Source organism: Streptomyces neyagawaensis, from assembly GCF_023516595.1.
Lineage (GTDB): Bacteria > Actinomycetota > Actinomycetes > Streptomycetales > Streptomycetaceae > Streptomyces > Streptomyces neyagawaensis.
In genome coordinates, this window is record NZ_JAMGBG010000136.1 from 1 (window position 1) to 15,944 (window position 15,944).

Below are 15,944 nucleotides of genomic sequence, written 5' to 3' on the forward strand. Positions count from 1 at the left end.
GCGACTCGCTCATCAGGATCTCCTCGGGGGAGAGCGTCGAGTCGCGCAGGGGGACGTCGTCGAGGGTGACGCGCATGCCGCCGGAGCCGTTCGACGCCAGCTCGCTCGTCGCGCAGGACAGGCCCGCCGCGCCGAGGTCCTGGATGCCGACGACCAGCTTCTCCTTGAACGCCTCCAGGGTGCACTCGATGAGGAGCTTCTCCTGGAAGGGGTCGCCGACCTGGACGGCCGGGCGCTTCGACGGCTTGGCGTCGTCGAAGGTCTCGGAGGCCAGGATGGAGGCGCCGCCGATGCCGTCGCCGCCTGTGCGGGCCCCGTAGAGGATGACCTTGTTGCCGGCGCCGGAGGCCTTCGCGAGGTGGATGTCCTCGTGCCGCATGACTCCGATGGCACCGGCGTTGACCAGCGGGTTGCCCTGGTAGCAGGCGTCGAAGACGACCTCGCCGCCGATGTTCGGCAGGCCCAGGCAGTTGCCGTAGCCGCCGATGCCGGCGACGACGCCGGGCAGGACGCGCTTGGTGTCCGGGTGGTCCGCGGCGCCGAAGCGCAGGGGGTCCACGACGGCGACCGGGCGGGCGCCCATCGCGATGATGTCGCGCACGATGCCGCCGACACCCGTGGCCGCGCCCTGGTAGGGCTCGACGTAGGAGGGGTGGTTGTGCGACTCGACCTTGAAGGTGACCGCGTAGCCCTGGCCGACGTCGACGACGCCGGCGTTCTCACCGATGCCGACGAGCAGGGCGTCCGACTGGGGCGCCTTCTCACCGAACTGGCGCAGGTGCACCTTCGACGACTTGTACGAGCAGTGCTCGGACCACATGACGGAGTACATGGCCAGCTCCGCGCCGGTGGGGCGGCGGCCGAGGATCTCGACGACCCTCTCGTACTCGTCCTTCTTCAGGCCCAGTTCGGCCCAGGGCAGCTCGACGTCGGGGGTCGCGGCCGCGTGCTCGACCGTGTCCAGAGGCGTCCGGCTCATGCGTTGACCAGCTTCTTGAGGATCGAGGTGAAGAAGGGGAGGCCGTCGGTGCGGCCGGTGCCGATGAGCGGCTCCACGGCGTGCTCCGGGTGCGGCATCAGGCCCACGACGTTGCCGGCCTCGTTGGTGACGCCGGCGATGTCCCGCTGGGAGCCGTTGGGGTTGAAGTCGAGGTAGCGGAACGCGACCCGGCCCTCGGCCTCCAGCTTGTCGAGGGTGTACTCGTCGGCGACGTACTGCCCGTCGTTGTTCTTCAGCGGGATGTGGATCTCCTGGCCGGCCGTGTAGTCGGTGGTCCAGGAGGTCTCGGCGTTCTCCACCCGCAGCTTCTGGTCGCGGCAGATGAAGTGCAGGTGGTCGTTGCGCAGCATCGTGCCGGGCAGGAGGTGCGCCTCGGTGAGGATCTGGAAGCCGTTGCAGATGCCGAGGACCGGCAGTCCGGCCTTCGCCTGCTCGATGAGCGTCTCCATCACCGGCGAGAAGCGCGCGATGGCTCCGGCGCGCAGATAGTCGCCGTAGGAGAAACCGCCGCACAGCACCACGGCGTCGACCTGGTGGAGGTCCTTGTCCTTGTGCCACAGGGCGACGGGCTCGGCGCCCGCCAGCCGGATCGCGCGCTGGGTGTCCCGGTCGTCGAGACTGCCCGGAAAAGTGACGACGCCAATACGTGCGGTCACTTTCCTGCCTCCACCACTTCCTCCACCTTCACGGTGAAGTCTTCGATCACGGTGTTGGCGAGGAAGGATTCCGCCAGTTCATGGATGCGGGCGAGCGCGGCGTCGTCCACCGGTCCGTCCACTTCCAGTTCGAATCGCTTTCCCTGACGTACGTCGGAGACGCCCTCGAAACCGAGGCGCGGCAGCGCGCGCTGCACCGCCTGGCCCTGGGGGTCGAGGATCTCCGGCTTGAGCATGACGTCGACTACGACGCGTGCCACTGGCACTCCCGGTGTGTGGTGCTGAGCAGGTCCCTTCAGACTACCCGCACAAAATTTCTACGCGAGTAGATTCGTAGGAATCTACAGACATTCCAGGTGAGGGCGGTCACGATCCGGTATCGGGTGATCCTCTTCGTGAAAACTTCCGGGAAAGATCCCCCGACCCTATTGCGCGACGGACACGCCAGCGGATTAAGTCTGTCTTCACAATGCAATGCGGGGCCCTGTACAAATGAATTGGCAATAGCCGATACTTTGCCCAATTAACCGCCGGACAGACGACATCACCGGGACGTAAGGGCACGTCAACGGAGAGATGTCACACGAAGGGACCGATATTCGTGGCGCAGCGTGTCGTGGTCACTCTCTCCGACGACATCGACGGCTCGGAAGCGGCGGAGACGATCGCCTTCGGACTCGACGGCAAGTCGTACGAGATCGACCTCAACGAGGCCAACGCCGAGAAACTGCGTGAGGCGCTCGCGCCCTACGTGGAGGCCGGGCGGAAGCGGTCGAGGTCGGGCAAGGCCTACAAGCAGACCCAGGTGGCCCCGGACCCCGCGGCCGTCCGCGCCTGGGCCATGGCCAACAAGCTGGAGGTCCCGGCGCGCGGCCGGATCCCCAAGAAGGTGTACGAGGCGTTCGCCGACGCGCAGTGAGCCGGGTCGGGTGAGCCACGTCGAGTGAGGCCCGGCGGGTGTGCCGTGTGGCGCACCCTGCCGAGGCCGGCCCTCAGTGTCCGTCAGCGGACCCTGGGGGCGGCGGACTTGGCCCCCGGCGGGAACCGACTTGCGTTGCACCCCTGCGGATCAGCTAGAGTCTGGAGCACGCCGAGGGGCAAGGCCGAAAGGCCCGGCTCACCGGAGTCACGCGGGTGTAGTTCAGTAGCAGAACATCCCCCTTCCAGGGGGAAGGCGCAGTGTGCAATTCCTGTCACCCGCTCTGATCACTTACCAACCATCCTTCTGGATCAGGTAATGTGGTCTGCGCGCCGATCGGTGGGAGCCGGTCGGAGGCAATGCGGACGTAGCTCAGTTGGTAGAGCGCAACCTTGCCAAGGTTGAGGTCGCGAGTTCGAGCCTCGTCGTCCGCTCTTGAATCAAGACCCCGGTCCACTGGACCGGGGTCTTCTGCGTTCCCCGATCTTCTGTGTTCCCGGATCTTCGGCGTTCCCGGAACATCCGGTTCCGGCTCCTCCCGGTTCCCGGATCTTCCCCTGACATTTGTCATGCCGACCGATGACAGCGCGCACTGCTCCACGGCCCCCACCACCGGGACGCTGGAAGCATGAAAACGAACGGGCACGAGGACGTGATCGAGGTCACCGACCTGCGGCGCGTGTACGGGGGCGGTTTCGAAGCCGTACGGGGAATCACCTTCTCCGTACGCCGGGGCGAACTCTTCGCCCTCCTGGGCACCAACGGCGCCGGCAAGACCTCCACGGTCGAACTGCTGGAGGGCCTCGCCCCCGCGTCCGGCGGGCGCGTGCGGATCCTCGGCCACGACCCCTACACCGAGCGCGCGGCCGTCCGGCCCCGCATCGGCGTCATGCTCCAGGAGGGCGGCTTCCCCTCCGAGCTGACCGTCACGGAGACGGTCAGGATGTGGGCGGGCTGCACCAGCGGCGCCCGGCCCGTCGGGGAGGCCCTGGAGATCGTCGGACTCGGGCGCCGGGCCGGCGTACGGGTCAAGCAGTTGTCCGGCGGCGAGAAGCGGCGCCTGGACCTCGCCCTCGCGCTCCTCGGGCGCCCCGAGGTGCTCTTCCTCGACGAGCCGACCACCGGCCTCGACGCCGAGGGCCGCCAGGACACCTGGGCGCTCGTCCGCGACCTGCGCGACCAGGGCACGACCGTGCTCCTCACCACGCACTACCTGGAGGAGGCGGAAGGGCTCGCCGACCGGCTCGCCATCCTCCACGAGGGAAGCATCGCCGCGACCGGCACCCCGGCCGAGGTGACCGCCTCCCAGCCGTCCCGGATCTCCTTCGAACTGCCCGACGGCTACTTCCTCGGCGACCTGCCGCCCCTCGGCGAGCTGGGCATCACCGGCCACGACGTCGAAGGACGCGCGGTGGTGCTGCGCACCAACGAACTCCAGCGGGCCGCCACCGGAGTGCTGCTCTGGGCGGAGCGCGCCCGGGTCGAACTCCGGCGGCTGGAAGTGCGGTCGGCCTCGCTGGAGGAGGCGTTCCTGCGGATCGCGCGGGAGAGGGCTGCCCGTACCGGCACGGGGGCCGGTACGGGCGCAGCCGGTACGGACGGCAAGGCGCTGACGGGCACGAAGGCCCGCAAGGACGGGGTGAGCGCATGAGCACCATGACCGACACCGGCACCGACACCGGCCGGACGACTCTCAAGGGCCGGATGACCGCGCTCGCCCGTGCCGAGCTGACCCTGCTCGGGCGCAGCCGGGCCACGCTGGTCACCGCGGTGCTGGTGCCTCTGCTGCTGCCGCTCAGCGTGCGGTCGGCGACCGACCAGATGGACCTGGACGAGGTGGGGCTCAGCATCGGCACGGTCATGCTGCCCGCCGCCGTCGGCTTCTCCCTCCTGTTCGCGGTGTACGCCGCCCTCACCAACATCTACGTCGTCCGCCGCGAGGAGCTGGTGCTCAAGCGGCTGCGGTCCGGGGAGCTGCGGGACCCGGAGATCCTGGTCGGGGCGGCGCTGCCGGCCGTCGGCATCGCGTTCGCGCAGTGCGTGCTCCTCGCCGTCGGCTGCACCGTCCTGCTGGACCTCGGGGCGCCGCCCGCGCCGCACCTCGCCGTGCTGGGTGTGCTGTTGGGGATCGTGCTGTGCGTGGCGCTGGCCGCGGTGACGGCGAGCTTCAGCCGTACCGCCGAGAGCGCGCAGGTGACCAGCCTGCCGGTGATGTTCGTCTCGCTGCTCGGCTCCGGGGTCACCGTCCCGCTCGAAGTGCTGCCCGACCGGGTGGCGTCCGTCTGCGAACTGCTGCCGCTCTCCCCGGTCATCGCGCTGGTGCGCGGCGGCTGGACCGGCGACCTCACCGCGTACGAGGCGCTGGGGGCCGTCGCCACCGCGCTGGCCTGGACCGTGCTCGCGGTGTTTGCTGTACGACGGTGGTTCCGCTGGGAACCGCGCCGATGAGGGGAGTTGGCCATGCGGGGGCCCAGGGCATGGTGGCGGGGGAAGACCACCCCGGCGAAGGTGGAGACGTACATCCGGTGGTCGTTCTACTCGTTCCCCGCGCTCGAGGTCGCCACCTTCGGGCTGCCCGTCTTCGGGACGGTGCCGATGCCCCAGGCGGGCTGGCTGGTGGCGGTGATGGTCGTGCACGCGGCGGTGAGCACGGTGTGCGGTGCCCGCGCGCTCGACTGGGTGCGGGGCGGCCGTGAACAGCCGCTCGGGCTGATGTGGGCGGTCGGAGGGGTGAGCGCCCTGATCGGGATCACCGCGAGCGTGCTCGCCGGCCGGGACCCCGACAGCGACACGGCCACCGCGCTGGGCTCGATGTTCGCCGGCGTACTGATCTTCGGCGTCGGAGCGATCACGCTGGGCATGCGCGAACGGCGCAGCGGGCTGAACCTGATCGCGGGACTCTCCGCGGGTTCCGGGCTCCTAATGCTCCTTGTGGGCCCCGGCCCCGGCGAGGCGCTGGCCACGGCGATCGCCGTGCTGGCCGGCACCTCGTTCTTCGCCTTCACCTCCTTCTTCTCGGTCTGGCTCGTCCGGGCCGTCTACGAACTCGACGAGGCCCGCGAGACCCGCGCCCGGCTCGCCGTCGCCGAGGAACGGCTCCGCTTCGGCCGCGATCTGCACGACGTGATCGGACGCAACCTCGCGGTCATCGCCCTCAAGAGCGAGCTGGCCGTCCAGCTGGCCCGCCGCGAACGGCCCGAGGCCGTCGACCAGATGACCGAGGTCCAGCGGATCGCGCAGGAGTCGCAGCGGGAGGTCCGGGACGTCGTACGCGGCTATCGCGAGGCGGACCTCGGCGCCGAACTCGCCGGTGCGCAGGGCGTCCTGGAGGCGGCCGGCATCGTGTGCTCGGTCGACCGGGCGGACACCGCCGGGCTGCCCGGCAAGGTGCAGTCCGCGCTCGCCTGGGTGGTGCGCGAGGGCACGACGAACGTGCTGCGACATGGGAACGCCGGGCAGTGCACGGTGGTGTTGAAGGTGACGGAGGGGCAGGTGGTGCTGACCGTGGAGAACGACGGGATACGGGCGGCCGACGGGAACGGGGACGGGGACGGGGAGCGTGTGGCGGCGGGTGCCGTCGCGGAGCGTTCCGCCGGTGCCGGATCCGGGCTCGCCGGGCTGCGGGAGCGGCTCGCGATCGTGGACGGGACGCTGGAGGCGGGGCCGGTGGGCGGGGAGGCGTTCCGGGTGGTGGCCCGGGTGCCGCTGGCGCCGCAGGCCGCTGCGGATCCGGTCGGCGGGAGCATCGCGGTCACCTCCGCGGCGGGCGCCGTACGGGAGGTCACGTCGTGACGGCCGTACCGGAGGCGGGGCGGCCCGTGCGGCTGCTGCTCGCCGACGACGAGCATCTGATCCGGGGGGCGCTGGCCGCGCTGCTCGCCCTGGAGGACGACCTGCTGGTGGTCGCCGAGGCGGCGAGCGGACCGGAGGCGCTGGCGATGGCCCGGGCGCACGAGCCGGACGTGGCCGTCCTCGATCTGCAGATGCCGGGGGCGGACGGTGTGAGGGTGGCCACATCGCTGCGGGCGGAGCTGCCCGGCTGCCGGGTGCTGATCGTCACCGGTCATGGCCGGCCGGGGCATCTGAAGCGGGCGCTTGAGGCGGGTGTGCGCGGGTTCGTACCGAAGACGGTCAGTGCCCAGCGGCTCGCGGAGATCATCCGTACCGTGCACGCGGGAAACCGTTACGTCGACCCCGAGTTGGCCGCCGACGCGATCTCCTCCGGGGACTCGCCGCTGACCGCCCGCGAGGCGGAGGTGCTGGAGCTGGCCGCCGACGGGGCGCCCGTCGTGGAGATCGCCGAGCGGGCCGCGCTGTCCCAGGGGACCGTACGGAACTATCTGTCGTCGGCCGTGTCCAAGCTCGGGGTGGAGAACCGGCATGCGGCGGTGCGGCTCGCACGGGAGCGAGGTTGGGTATAGTTGCTCTCGCGCCACGGCGCACTGCGGACGTAGCTCAGTTGGTAGAGCGCAACCTTGCCAAGGTTGAGGTCGCGAGTTCGAGCCTCGTCGTCCGCTCCAGGAAAGGCCCCCGGTTTCCCGGGGGCCTTTCACGTTAGGCCCAGCGGGTGCCCGTCAGACGCTCGTACGCCTCCACGTACTTGGCGCGGGTGGCCGCGACGATCTCCTCCGGGAGCGGCGGCGGGGGCTGCTCGCTCGCCCGGTCCCAGCCGGACTCGGCGGACGTCAGCCAGTCACGGACGAACTGCTTGTCGAAGGACGGCTGGGCACGGCCCGGCTCCCACTGGTCGGCGGGCCAGAAACGGGACGAATCGGGGGTGAGGACCTCGTCGGCGAGGACCAGGGTGTCGCCCTCGTAGCCGAACTCGAACTTGGTGTCGGCGAGGATGATGCCCCGGTCGCGGGCGATGGAGCGGGCGCGGCTGTACACGGCGAGAGTCGTCTGCCGCAGCTGGGCGGCGGTCTCCGCGCCGACCTGGCGGGCGACCTCCTCGTAGCTGACGTTCTCGTCGTGCTCGCCGACCGCGGCCTTGGTGGCCGGGGTGAAGATCGGCGCGGGCAGCTCCGAACCGTCGACCAGGCCCTCGGGCAGGGCGAGGCCGCAGACCGTACGGCTCTCCCGGTACTCGACGAGACCCGAACCGGTGAGGTAGCCGCGGGCGACCGCCTCCACCGGGACCATCCGCAGGGACTTGCAGACGAGGGTGCGGCCGGCCCAGTCGGCGGGGGCACCCTCGGGCAGTTCGGTGCTCAGGACGTGGTTGGGGACCAGGTCGGCGAGCTGGTCGAACCACCACAGGGACAGCTGCGTGAGGACGCGCCCCTTGTCGGGGATCTCCGTCGGCAGCACCCAGTCGAACGCGGACGTTCGGTCGCTGGCGACCATCACGAGGTCGCCCGCCTCGTTCTGGTACAGCTCGCGCACCTTGCCGGTGTGCAGGTGCACCAGGCCCGGAACCTGGATCGGCTCGGGCTTTTCTACGAATCCGGACACGGTTCCTCCCCGTGGTGATGTCCAAGTGGCTCGATTGTCCCGTATCGGGGCGACCGGTCTGGGCCAGGGGTGCGGGTGAGGGCGTTCGGGCGCGTTGCGGCCGACTAGGTCAGTCCCGTTTGCAGATGCGGTCCAGGAGGTTGGCCGTGGCCCGCTGGATACGGGTGTCGACGTGGCCGGGGCGGTCCAGGGCGGGGGACCAGGCGAATGTTCCGGATGCGAAGACCCAGGCGCCGGAGGGGGCCCGGTAGAGGGAGGTCTCCTGGTGGCGGAGGACGCCTTCGGGGTCCCGGTACGGGGAGTGGGCGAGGAGGATACGACCCTGGTGCTCGGGGAGCGCGGTGCGGGGGAAGTAGCGGTCGGCCTCGCCGGCGACCATGCCGTGCAGCTCATCGCCCTCGTGGGCGCCGGTCGCGTCCCAGAGCCAGTGGTCGGCGTTGCGCACGACCAGGGGGTGGGGTTCGGGGACCCGGCCCTCGTACTGGATGCCCATCAACTGCTGCTCGGGGCGGTCGATTTCGCGCCACAGTGCGGGTTTTCCGGGGCCCCGGCGTTTTCGGCAGGTGAGGAGCCGGTCGGGCACACCGGACGGGGACGGGCCCAACTCCACCTGCCAGTACATGGTGTTGGAGGAGAGGAACACCAGGGAGATCCCGCTGTCCCGGGCGGTCTCGGCGGTACGGCGCATCTGCGGCGACCAGTACTCGTCGTGGCCGGGGAAGACCAGCCCCCGGTAGTGGGTGGGGTCGACGCGGCCGGAGTGCAGGTCGCGGGCGTCGGCGTAAGCGATGTCGTAGCCGTAGCGCTCGGCCCAGCGGATGAAGTCGTAGGCGTGGCCCACATGGAGGGGGAGGCCCGCGCCGGCGTACGGGCGGTCGAAGGAGACGGTGGTCGCGGCGTGGGACTCGCCGAGCAGCCGGCCGTCCTCGTCCCAGGCGTGGTAGAAGCTGGCGCCGGTGCGGCCGTCCTCCGGGTACAGGTTGTACGCCTGCCACGTGATGTCGGGCATCAGGAGCAGCAGATCGGCGGGCTGGTCGTCGCGGACGGTGAACGGCACGTGGGAGCGGTAGCCGTCGGCGGTGGTCAGGACCGCCACGTACGCGCCGATGTTCCAGTAGCTCGGGATCTGCAGCCGCCAGGACAGCCACCAGTGGTGGCAGGAGACCGTGCGGTCGGCGGTCAGGGGCGGGGGCTGGACGATGCCCGAGAGGCGGGGGCTGGTGGTGATCTTCGCGGCGCCGTCACCGCCGTAGTGGCCGACGCGGTAGATGTCGACGGCGAATTCCTGGGGCGGGTCCACGGTGATGTGGAAGTCGATGGACTCGCCGGGGGCAGCGGCACCGGTCGCGGTGAACCCTTTGATCTGCCGCCGCACGTCGTCGGCGGAGCGGGGGCCGGACGTCGACCGCGGGGCGGGAATGCGGGGGTCGGCGGCCCTGCCGCTCGGCGGCAGCGTCGCCTGGTCCACATACCAGGGGACGACCTGGCCCGTGTCGTCGAAGTACGTCACGTTGCCCCGGAGCCAGGGGACGGGGCCCTGGCCGAAGGGGTCGGTCACGGCGTGCGCGAGTGCGCCCGATTCCCAGCGGCGGACGCGGTGCTCCGTGCCCATGAGTTCTCCCCTCCCTCGCCCCCGTGTGCCGTCACAAGCGCCTGCCTCGTACGCGAACGGTCCCAGCACATCACATTACGCACGCGCTCCGTCACCGTTCGTCGCGAATTGATGGAGAGTGGAAACCGGGGCTCCGGATGGGGCGGTCGGAGGGTCTGCCGGTGGGGGGCGATGGGGGTCGGCGGGGGTCGGCGGGGGCCGGTGGGGGGCGATGGGGGCCGGCGGGGGCCGGTGGGTGTTCGTGGGTGTGGGCGGGTGTCGGTGGGAGCCGGTGACCGGTGGGGGGTCGGTGGGGCCCGGCGGGTGTCGGTGGGAGCCGGTGGGTGGGGGGTCGGTGGGGCCCGGCGGGTGTCGGTGGGAGCCGGTGGGTGGGGGGTCGGTGGGGCCCGGCGGGTGTCGGTGGGAGCCGGTGACCGGTGGGGGCCAGCGGGTGTCGGTGGGGGCCGGTGACCGGTGGGGGGTCGGTGGGGCCAGTGCGGGTCAGACCAGGCGGACCGGTTTCTCCGGGCGGACACCGAGTCGGCGGAGCCACTCGCGGAGGGGGGCCGGGTCGCCGTCCTCGACGAGGGTGAGGACGCGGGGGGTGAGGTCGGCGGCCCGTTCGCCGTGGACGAGGAGGGAGGGGCCGTCCAGCCAGTCGAGGCCCGGGGTGGCGCCGGCCGTGTCCATCGCCGCGCAGCAGACCATCGCGGCCACGTGTTCCGCGAGCAGGTCGCGGCCCGTGCGGGGCGGCTGCATCGGGAACAGCGGCAACAGGCCGTCCTCCCACAGTGCCCGGTCCGGGCCCTGCGCCTCGGCACCGCCCGGCTGCTGCGCCGCGGGGCGGGGCGCCGCCGCCTCCTCCCTCGCCAGCTCCGCGGTCAGCCCGGCGGCCAACGCGGCGGCCTGCACGGTGGCCGGGCCCTGCTCGTCGTCCTCGTCGGCGGGGGTGAGGGCGGGGGTGGGTTCCGGGGTGGGGGTGGGGGTGGTGTCGGCGTCGGGGGCGGGGGCGAAGGTCGCGGCGGCGTCGGAGCTGTCGGGCAGGTCGGTTTCGGAGCCGGGGGCGGAGGCGGTTTCCGGGGTGGGGGTGTGGGCCGGGGGTTCGGCTGTGGCACCGGGGGTGGGTATGCCTTGGTGCTGCGGCTCGGGGGCTGGTGCCGCAGCGGGGGCAGGGGTGGTGTCGTGGGGCGCGCCGGTGGCCGTGGGACCGGTCGGCTGTCCGGCGGGGTCGGTCGGCTGTCCGGCGGGGCGCGCCTCGGGGGACCCCGTCGGTGCCGTCAGGTGGTCCAGGACGCGGGCCAGGGTGGGGCCGGTCTGGTCCGGGCCGGTGCGGTCGGTGGCGCGGTGGACGCCCAGTGCGTCGAGCACGCGGTGGAGCCGGGCCGCCTCCGTGCGCCATTTGCGGTCGACGACCTCGTCCGGGTACTCGTTCCAGTCGACCGGGGCCCAGTCGCGGCCGGCCTCGGCGGGGCCGCCGTGGAAGAGGCGCGCGGCGAGCAGTGACGCGGCCTCGTCGACCGTGCCGGGTTCTTCGAGGAGGTCGCAGGCGGGGCGTTCGCCGAGCCGGGAGGCGAAGCCCTCGGCGAGGCGGTCGCGGCGGGACAGCTCCGTGAGCGCGGCGACGACGCCCGCGTCGAGGCGGGACGGCCAGCGGCCCATCCGCCAGGCGGGCAGCGCGACGCGCGTGAGCAGCCGGTCCCAGCCGGCGTAGGCGAGCCCGACCTGCTCCTGGGCGACGATCCGCAGACCGTAGTCCACAGCCTGTGCACGCTCGGCCGCGGCGGCCGCCACCCCGCGCTCCATCTCCGCCGCGTGGGCCCGGCAGCCGCGCAGGAGCAGCCGGGTCACCCAGCCGACGCCGGCCAGCACCGTACGGACGAGGGGACCGTGCGTCGGGGCGGAGCTGACGGCGACGGCGGCGTCCAGGCCGCGGACGAAACGGCGGGCCGCGGCTATGTCCGGGTGCGCCGAGGGGCCTGTGCCCGCGACGACCGGTGCGAGCACCGCCCGTAGCTCTCCCACCCGCATCCACCACAGGAACGGTGAGCCGATGACCAGTACGGGCGCGGTGGGGGCGCGATGACGGCGGTGCGACGACATTCCGGACGAAAGGCCGGACGGGGTGCCGGGCGTGACGCCGCTTCCCGTCGTGACGCCTGACGGTCCTCCTCGGGCGTCGGCCGTCTCGTCGCCGGGACCGCGTCCGCCGGGGCCGGTGGCGCCCGACGCCCCGCTCGACGTGCCGCCGGTGGACGGTGACGCGGCGGCCGACGAGGCCCCGGCCGAGGTGGCGGCCGATGCGGTGGCGGCGTGGCTGTCGGGTGAGGTGTGGGACGGGTGGGTGCGGTCCTCCAGCCAGCTGTCGCAGTCCGGGGTGAGCGCTATCGCGGAGGGAGCGGGGACGTCGAGGCGGTCCGCCAGGTCGCGGACCAGGCGGTAGAGGTCGGGCGCGGCTTCCTCGGTGATCGAGATGGTGGGGCTCACGGCGGGCCGGGCTCGGGCCACGACGAGAGCGATACCGGCGGCGGCGAGCAGGACGAGGGCGGCGAGGCCGGAGACCACCCAGCGTGCCGTGGACCAGAACGGACCGGTGAGGTGACCGGTGGAGACTCCGGCCACCAGGACGACCGCGACGGCGGCCGGCAGCAGAGCCACGGCCGACGCGCGGCTGCGGACGCGCAGCACGGCGAGGGCCCGCGAGCGCGCTGCCCGCGCACCCGCCTCCTCACCACCCGCCATACCGCTCACGACCCGACGTCACCCCCTGCTGTCCCGTGCGGCGTGTGCCGCGACGGCTTCCCGTCGGCGTCGTGGCCGCCGAATGCCCTGACGTTGCTCACTCCCCCACTGTGGCACCCACGACTGACATCGCAATGCCGGTGGGCCAAGTGCCGGAACACTTGCGCCGCACCCTAGTTGGGGCCTCGGCGCCCGTCAGCCGGATGGCCCATCGGTCACTCGATGGAATGGCTTTGGGGAGAGGTGATCGAAGGGGGGGAGGGACCAGGGCCCGCGGTTCCAAGGGCTCCGAGAGCGCTCAGGAAGGGGCTCGGTGGGGGTGATGGGGGCTCGGTGGGGGCCCGAGAGCCTCGGGACGGCGCGGAGCGCCGCGGTTGCGCTCGCGGGCGAGTGGGGGTAGGCGGGCGTCGCGCACGCGTGGGGGTGGGCGGTGAGCGTCACGCACGCATGGGGGTGGGCGGTGGGCGGTGGGCTTCGCGCACGCGTCGGGGTGCGGGGGCGTTGCGCCCGTGGGGGGTGCGCGGGGCGCACGGCGCTCGGGGGCCGCGCGGGGCGCATCCTCACGCGGTGAGTCCGTCAGGTGCCCCGCGCAGAGCCCGGGTACGTCGGTTCGGCCGTCGGTCAGGCCTCGGCCGCCGCCTTCGCGGCGATGTCCGAGCGGTGCTGGGAGCCGTCCAGGCCGATGCGGGCGACCGCGGTGTACGCGCGGTCGCGGGCCTCGGTGAGGTCCTTGCCGGTGGCCGTGACGGACAGGACGCGTCCGCCCGCGCTGAGCACGGCGTCGCCGTCGCGCTTGGTCCCGGCGTGCAGCACGTACGCGTGCGGCGCGTCCACGGCGGCCACCTCGTCGAGCCCGGTGATGGGGTCGCCGGTGCGCGGGGTGCCGGGGTAGTTGTGCGAGGCCACGACCACCGTGACGGCGGCGTCGTCGCTCCAGCGGAGGGGTTCGAGGTCGCCGAGGGTGCCGTTGGCAGCGGCGAGCAGGACGCCGGCCAGCGGGGTCTTCAGTCGGGCCAGGACGACCTGGGTCTCCGGGTCGCCGAAGCGGGCGTTGAACTCGATGACCCGTACGCCCCGGCTGGTGATCGCCAGGCCGGCGTAGAGCAGACCGGAGAACGGTGTACCGCGGCGGCGCATCTCGTCGACGGTCGGCTGCAGCACGGTCTGGAGGACCTCGTCGACCAGCTTGGGCTCGGCCCACGGGAGCGGGGAGTACGCGCCCATGCCGCCGGTGTTGGGGCCCTCGTCGCCGTCCAGCGCGCGCTTGAAGTCCTGGGCGGGCTGGAGCGGGACGACGGTCGTGCCGTCGGTGATCGCGAAGAGGGAGACCTCGGGGCCGTCCAGGAACTCCTCGATGACGACGCGGCCGCAGGCCAGCGCGTGCTCGCGGGCCGTGTCGAGGTCCGGGGTGACGACGACGCCCTTGCCGGCGGCCAGTCCGTCGTCCTTCACGACGTACGGGGCGCCGAACGCGTCGAGGGCCTCGTCGATCTCCTCGGCGGTGGTGCAGACGTACGACCGCGCGGTGGGCACACCGGCGCCGGCCATGACGTCCTTGGCGAAGGCCTTGGAGCCCTCCAGCTGCGCGGCCTCCCCGGAGGGGCCGAACACCGGGATGCCCGCCTCGCGCACGGCGTCGGCGACACCCGCGACCAGGGGGGCCTCCGGGCCCACAACCACCAGGTCGGCCTCCAGCCGGGTGGCCAGCGCGGTCACGGCGGCGCCGTCCAGCGCGTCCACCGCGTGCAGCTCGGCGACCTCCGCGATGCCGGCGTTGCCGGGGGCGCAGTAGAGCGCGGTGACGTCGGAGTCGAGGGACAGAGAACGGCACAGCGCGTGCTCACGGGCACCGCTACCGATGACGAGGACCTTCACGGGGCCAGCCTAACCGGCTGGGCGGGGTGGGTTTGTGGGGGCTTCCGAAGAGTGGGACGGCAGGGGTTTGTGGGATCAGACGAAGGGGCCGTCGGCTCTGTGGGCCTGGGACGGCTGCGGCGAGGGTGACTGTGCGGGGCTTCGGGCGGCGGAGGGGGCGCCACCTGGGGAGGAGAGGGCCGGCCGAGGAGGGTGGCTTGGAAGCCAGGGCCGGAGGCAGTCACACAGGGCTGGGCACCGGCAGTCGGCTTGCCCGCGGACGGCTCGCCCGCAGAGGGGCCGATAAGGGGTCACCCCGAGGCCGGTCGGTGGCGGGTCACGCGGAGGCCGAGCGCCCGGAGCGAGGCAGAGGCCGGTCGTCCAGAGGCCGGGCAGTGACTGTCACCCGGAGGGCGAGAGGTGCCGCGTCGCCCGGAGACAGCGCGCCCGGAAGCAAAGCAGTAGGCCCGGAGGCCGGTCGGTAGCGGCTCACGCAGAGCGGGCCGGAGGGCCGCCGGGGGCGTCGAGTGCGCCGCAGGCTGCTCCGCCCACACATGGCCCCCGCAGGCTGCTGCCTCGCCCAGTCCCGCAGGCCACGACCGCACGCTCTCCCGGTCCCCGCAGGCCGTGGTGCCGCCAGCATCTCCCGGCCCCCGCGGTCCGCTGCGCCGTCGCCCGTGCCCCCAGCTCCCGCAGGCCGGAGTGCCGCCCGCTTTCCCGGTCCCCGCAGGCTACGACCGCCCGCTCTCCCAGTTCCCGCAGACCATGGTGCCGCCTGCTCTCCCGGCCCCCGCGGTCCGCAGTGCCGCCGCCCGTGCCCGCAGTTGCCGCAGGCCGCCGTGCCGCCAGCTTGCCCAGGTCCCGCGGTCTGCTGCGCCTTGGCCCATGGCCCCCAGTTGCCGCAGGCTGCGGTGCCGCCTGCTCTCCCGGCCCCCTCCTTACTCGTTCGCGATCTCCTCCACCACCGTCGCGCCCAGTTCGCGGACGATCAGTTCGTGGCCGGAGAGGGCGGATTCGTCGAGGTCGGGGTCGTCGTCCTCGGGGGTGTCGTCCTCGGGGGAGACCGGCGGGGGCTCCGGGGCCGGAGGGGGTGTGGGAGGGGCTGTGGGTGTGGCCGGGCCCGGCTGGTGCGGCGGGGCTGAGGTGGGCGCGGCGGGCGGGTGGGGGTCCGAGGGTGATGCCTGAGGCGGGGCCGGGCGGGACGCCGGGGCGGGAGAGCCGCCGTAGCCGCCGCCCGCGCCACCGCCGTAGCCACCGCCTCCGCCGTACCCACCCGGGGCCGGGGGTGCGTAACCGCCGGCCGGGGCCGAGCCGCCGCCGCCCGATGTGTCGACGAGCGCCTCGATCTTCCAGTGGACGTTGAACTGTTCGGCCAGCGCCGCGCGCAGGACGTCCTCGCTGCCGCTGCTCGCGAAGTTGTCCCGTGCGCCCGCGTTGACGAAGCCGACCTGCAGTGTCGTGCCGTCGAAGCCGGCGACGTGCGCGTTCTGGCTCAGCAGGATCCAGGTGAACCGGCGGCGGTTCTTCACGGCCTCCAGGATGTTCGGCCACAGCATGCGAGGGTCGAGCCCTCCGGGGGCGGGGCTGTACGCGGCAGGGGCCGGGGCGGACCGGTCCGCCGGGGGCGGAGTCGGGCGGCCGTGTCCGGCGGACGGGGGCGCGGCGGCCTGGCCCGGCGCGGTGCCGGACGGTCCTCCGGGCGCCGCTCCGCCACCGGCGGGCGCGGCCGTG

Annotated in this window: 12 protein-coding genes, 3 tRNA genes and 1 pseudogene; 8 read left to right on the plus strand and 8 right to left on the minus strand. The window is 72.9% G+C overall.

Annotated elements, in window-relative coordinates:
- The 3 genes from M8J73_RS37045 to purS all read right to left on the minus strand — a co-directional run.
- Positions 1–979, minus strand: a 979-nt coding sequence (locus M8J73_RS37045; protein ID WP_249829605.1) for an AIR synthase related protein, incomplete at its 3' end; no start/stop codon positions are given.
- On the minus strand, positions 976–1,656 hold the full coding sequence (purQ, locus tag M8J73_RS37050; RefSeq protein WP_055539135.1) for a phosphoribosylformylglycinamidine synthase subunit PurQ: 681 nt from the start codon (positions 1,654–1,656) through the stop codon (positions 976–978). The genes M8J73_RS37045 and purQ, both read right to left, overlap by 4 nt.
- Positions 1,653–1,916 (minus strand): phosphoribosylformylglycinamidine synthase subunit PurS, encoded by a 264-nt coding sequence (purS, locus tag M8J73_RS37055; protein ID WP_055514060.1) that lies wholly within the window; start codon positions 1,914–1,916, stop codon positions 1,653–1,655. Before purS ends, purQ begins: the two co-directional genes overlap by 4 nt.
- A gap of 341 nt (positions 1,917–2,257) precedes the next feature.
- On the opposite strand from purS, the gene M8J73_RS37060 reads away from it, so the two are divergent.
- From M8J73_RS37060 to M8J73_RS37095, 8 genes are all read left to right on the plus strand, one after another.
- Complete coding sequence (locus M8J73_RS37060) at positions 2,258–2,575, plus strand: histone-like nucleoid-structuring protein Lsr2 (RefSeq protein WP_055514058.1); 318 nt, start codon at positions 2,258–2,260, stop codon at positions 2,573–2,575.
- Positions 2,576–2,786: 211 nt separating this feature from the next.
- Positions 2,787–2,858 (plus strand) — tRNA-Gly (locus M8J73_RS37065).
- Between the two features lie 78 nt (positions 2,859–2,936).
- A tRNA-Gly gene (locus M8J73_RS37070) sits at positions 2,937–3,009 on the plus strand.
- A 194-nt stretch (positions 3,010–3,203) separates the two neighbouring features.
- Positions 3,204–4,226, plus strand: a complete 1,023-nt coding sequence (locus M8J73_RS37075) for an ABC transporter ATP-binding protein (protein ID WP_055539134.1) — start codon at positions 3,204–3,206, stop codon at positions 4,224–4,226.
- The gene (locus M8J73_RS37080; RefSeq protein ID WP_055539133.1) at positions 4,223–5,023 is read left to right on the plus strand and encodes an ABC transporter permease; all 801 of its coding nucleotides are present in this window, start codon (positions 4,223–4,225) and stop codon (positions 5,021–5,023) included. Before M8J73_RS37075 ends, M8J73_RS37080 begins: the two co-directional genes overlap by 4 nt.
- Positions 5,024–5,035: 12 nt before the next feature.
- The gene (locus M8J73_RS37085) at positions 5,036–6,367 is read left to right on the plus strand and encodes a sensor histidine kinase (RefSeq protein WP_055539132.1); all 1,332 of its coding nucleotides are present in this window, start codon (positions 5,036–5,038) and stop codon (positions 6,365–6,367) included.
- Positions 6,364–6,996 (plus strand): response regulator transcription factor, encoded by a 633-nt coding sequence (locus M8J73_RS37090; protein ID WP_180303690.1) that lies wholly within the window; start codon positions 6,364–6,366, stop codon positions 6,994–6,996. The genes M8J73_RS37085 and M8J73_RS37090 overlap by 4 nt, the downstream gene beginning before the upstream one ends.
- Before the next feature lie 23 nt (positions 6,997–7,019).
- Positions 7,020–7,095: transfer RNA gene (locus M8J73_RS37095), tRNA-Gly, on the plus strand.
- Between the two features lie 34 nt (positions 7,096–7,129).
- Here M8J73_RS37095 and M8J73_RS37100 read toward each other — a convergent pair.
- The 5 genes and pseudogenes from M8J73_RS37100 to M8J73_RS37125 all read right to left on the minus strand — a co-directional run.
- Entirely contained in the window at positions 7,130–8,029 is a 900-nt protein-coding gene (locus M8J73_RS37100) for a phosphoribosylaminoimidazolesuccinocarboxamide synthase (RefSeq protein WP_055539131.1), read from the minus strand.
- Between the two features lie 109 nt (positions 8,030–8,138).
- A complete protein-coding gene (locus M8J73_RS37105; RefSeq protein WP_055539130.1) occupies positions 8,139–9,641 on the minus strand; it encodes a N,N-dimethylformamidase beta subunit family domain-containing protein in 1,503 nt (500 codons plus the stop codon).
- Positions 9,642–10,121: 480 nt separating this feature from the next.
- Complete coding sequence (locus M8J73_RS37115; RefSeq protein WP_249829606.1) at positions 10,122–12,359, minus strand: hypothetical protein; 2,238 nt, start codon at positions 12,357–12,359, stop codon at positions 10,122–10,124.
- Between the two features lie 621 nt (positions 12,360–12,980).
- On the minus strand, positions 12,981–14,234 hold the full coding sequence (gene purD / locus M8J73_RS37120; protein ID WP_055542403.1) for a phosphoribosylamine--glycine ligase: 1,254 nt from the start codon (positions 14,232–14,234) through the stop codon (positions 12,981–12,983).
- Between the two features lie 917 nt (positions 14,235–15,151).
- Positions 15,152–15,944: pseudogene (locus M8J73_RS37125) on the minus strand (DNA polymerase III subunit gamma and tau); the annotation flags it as partial.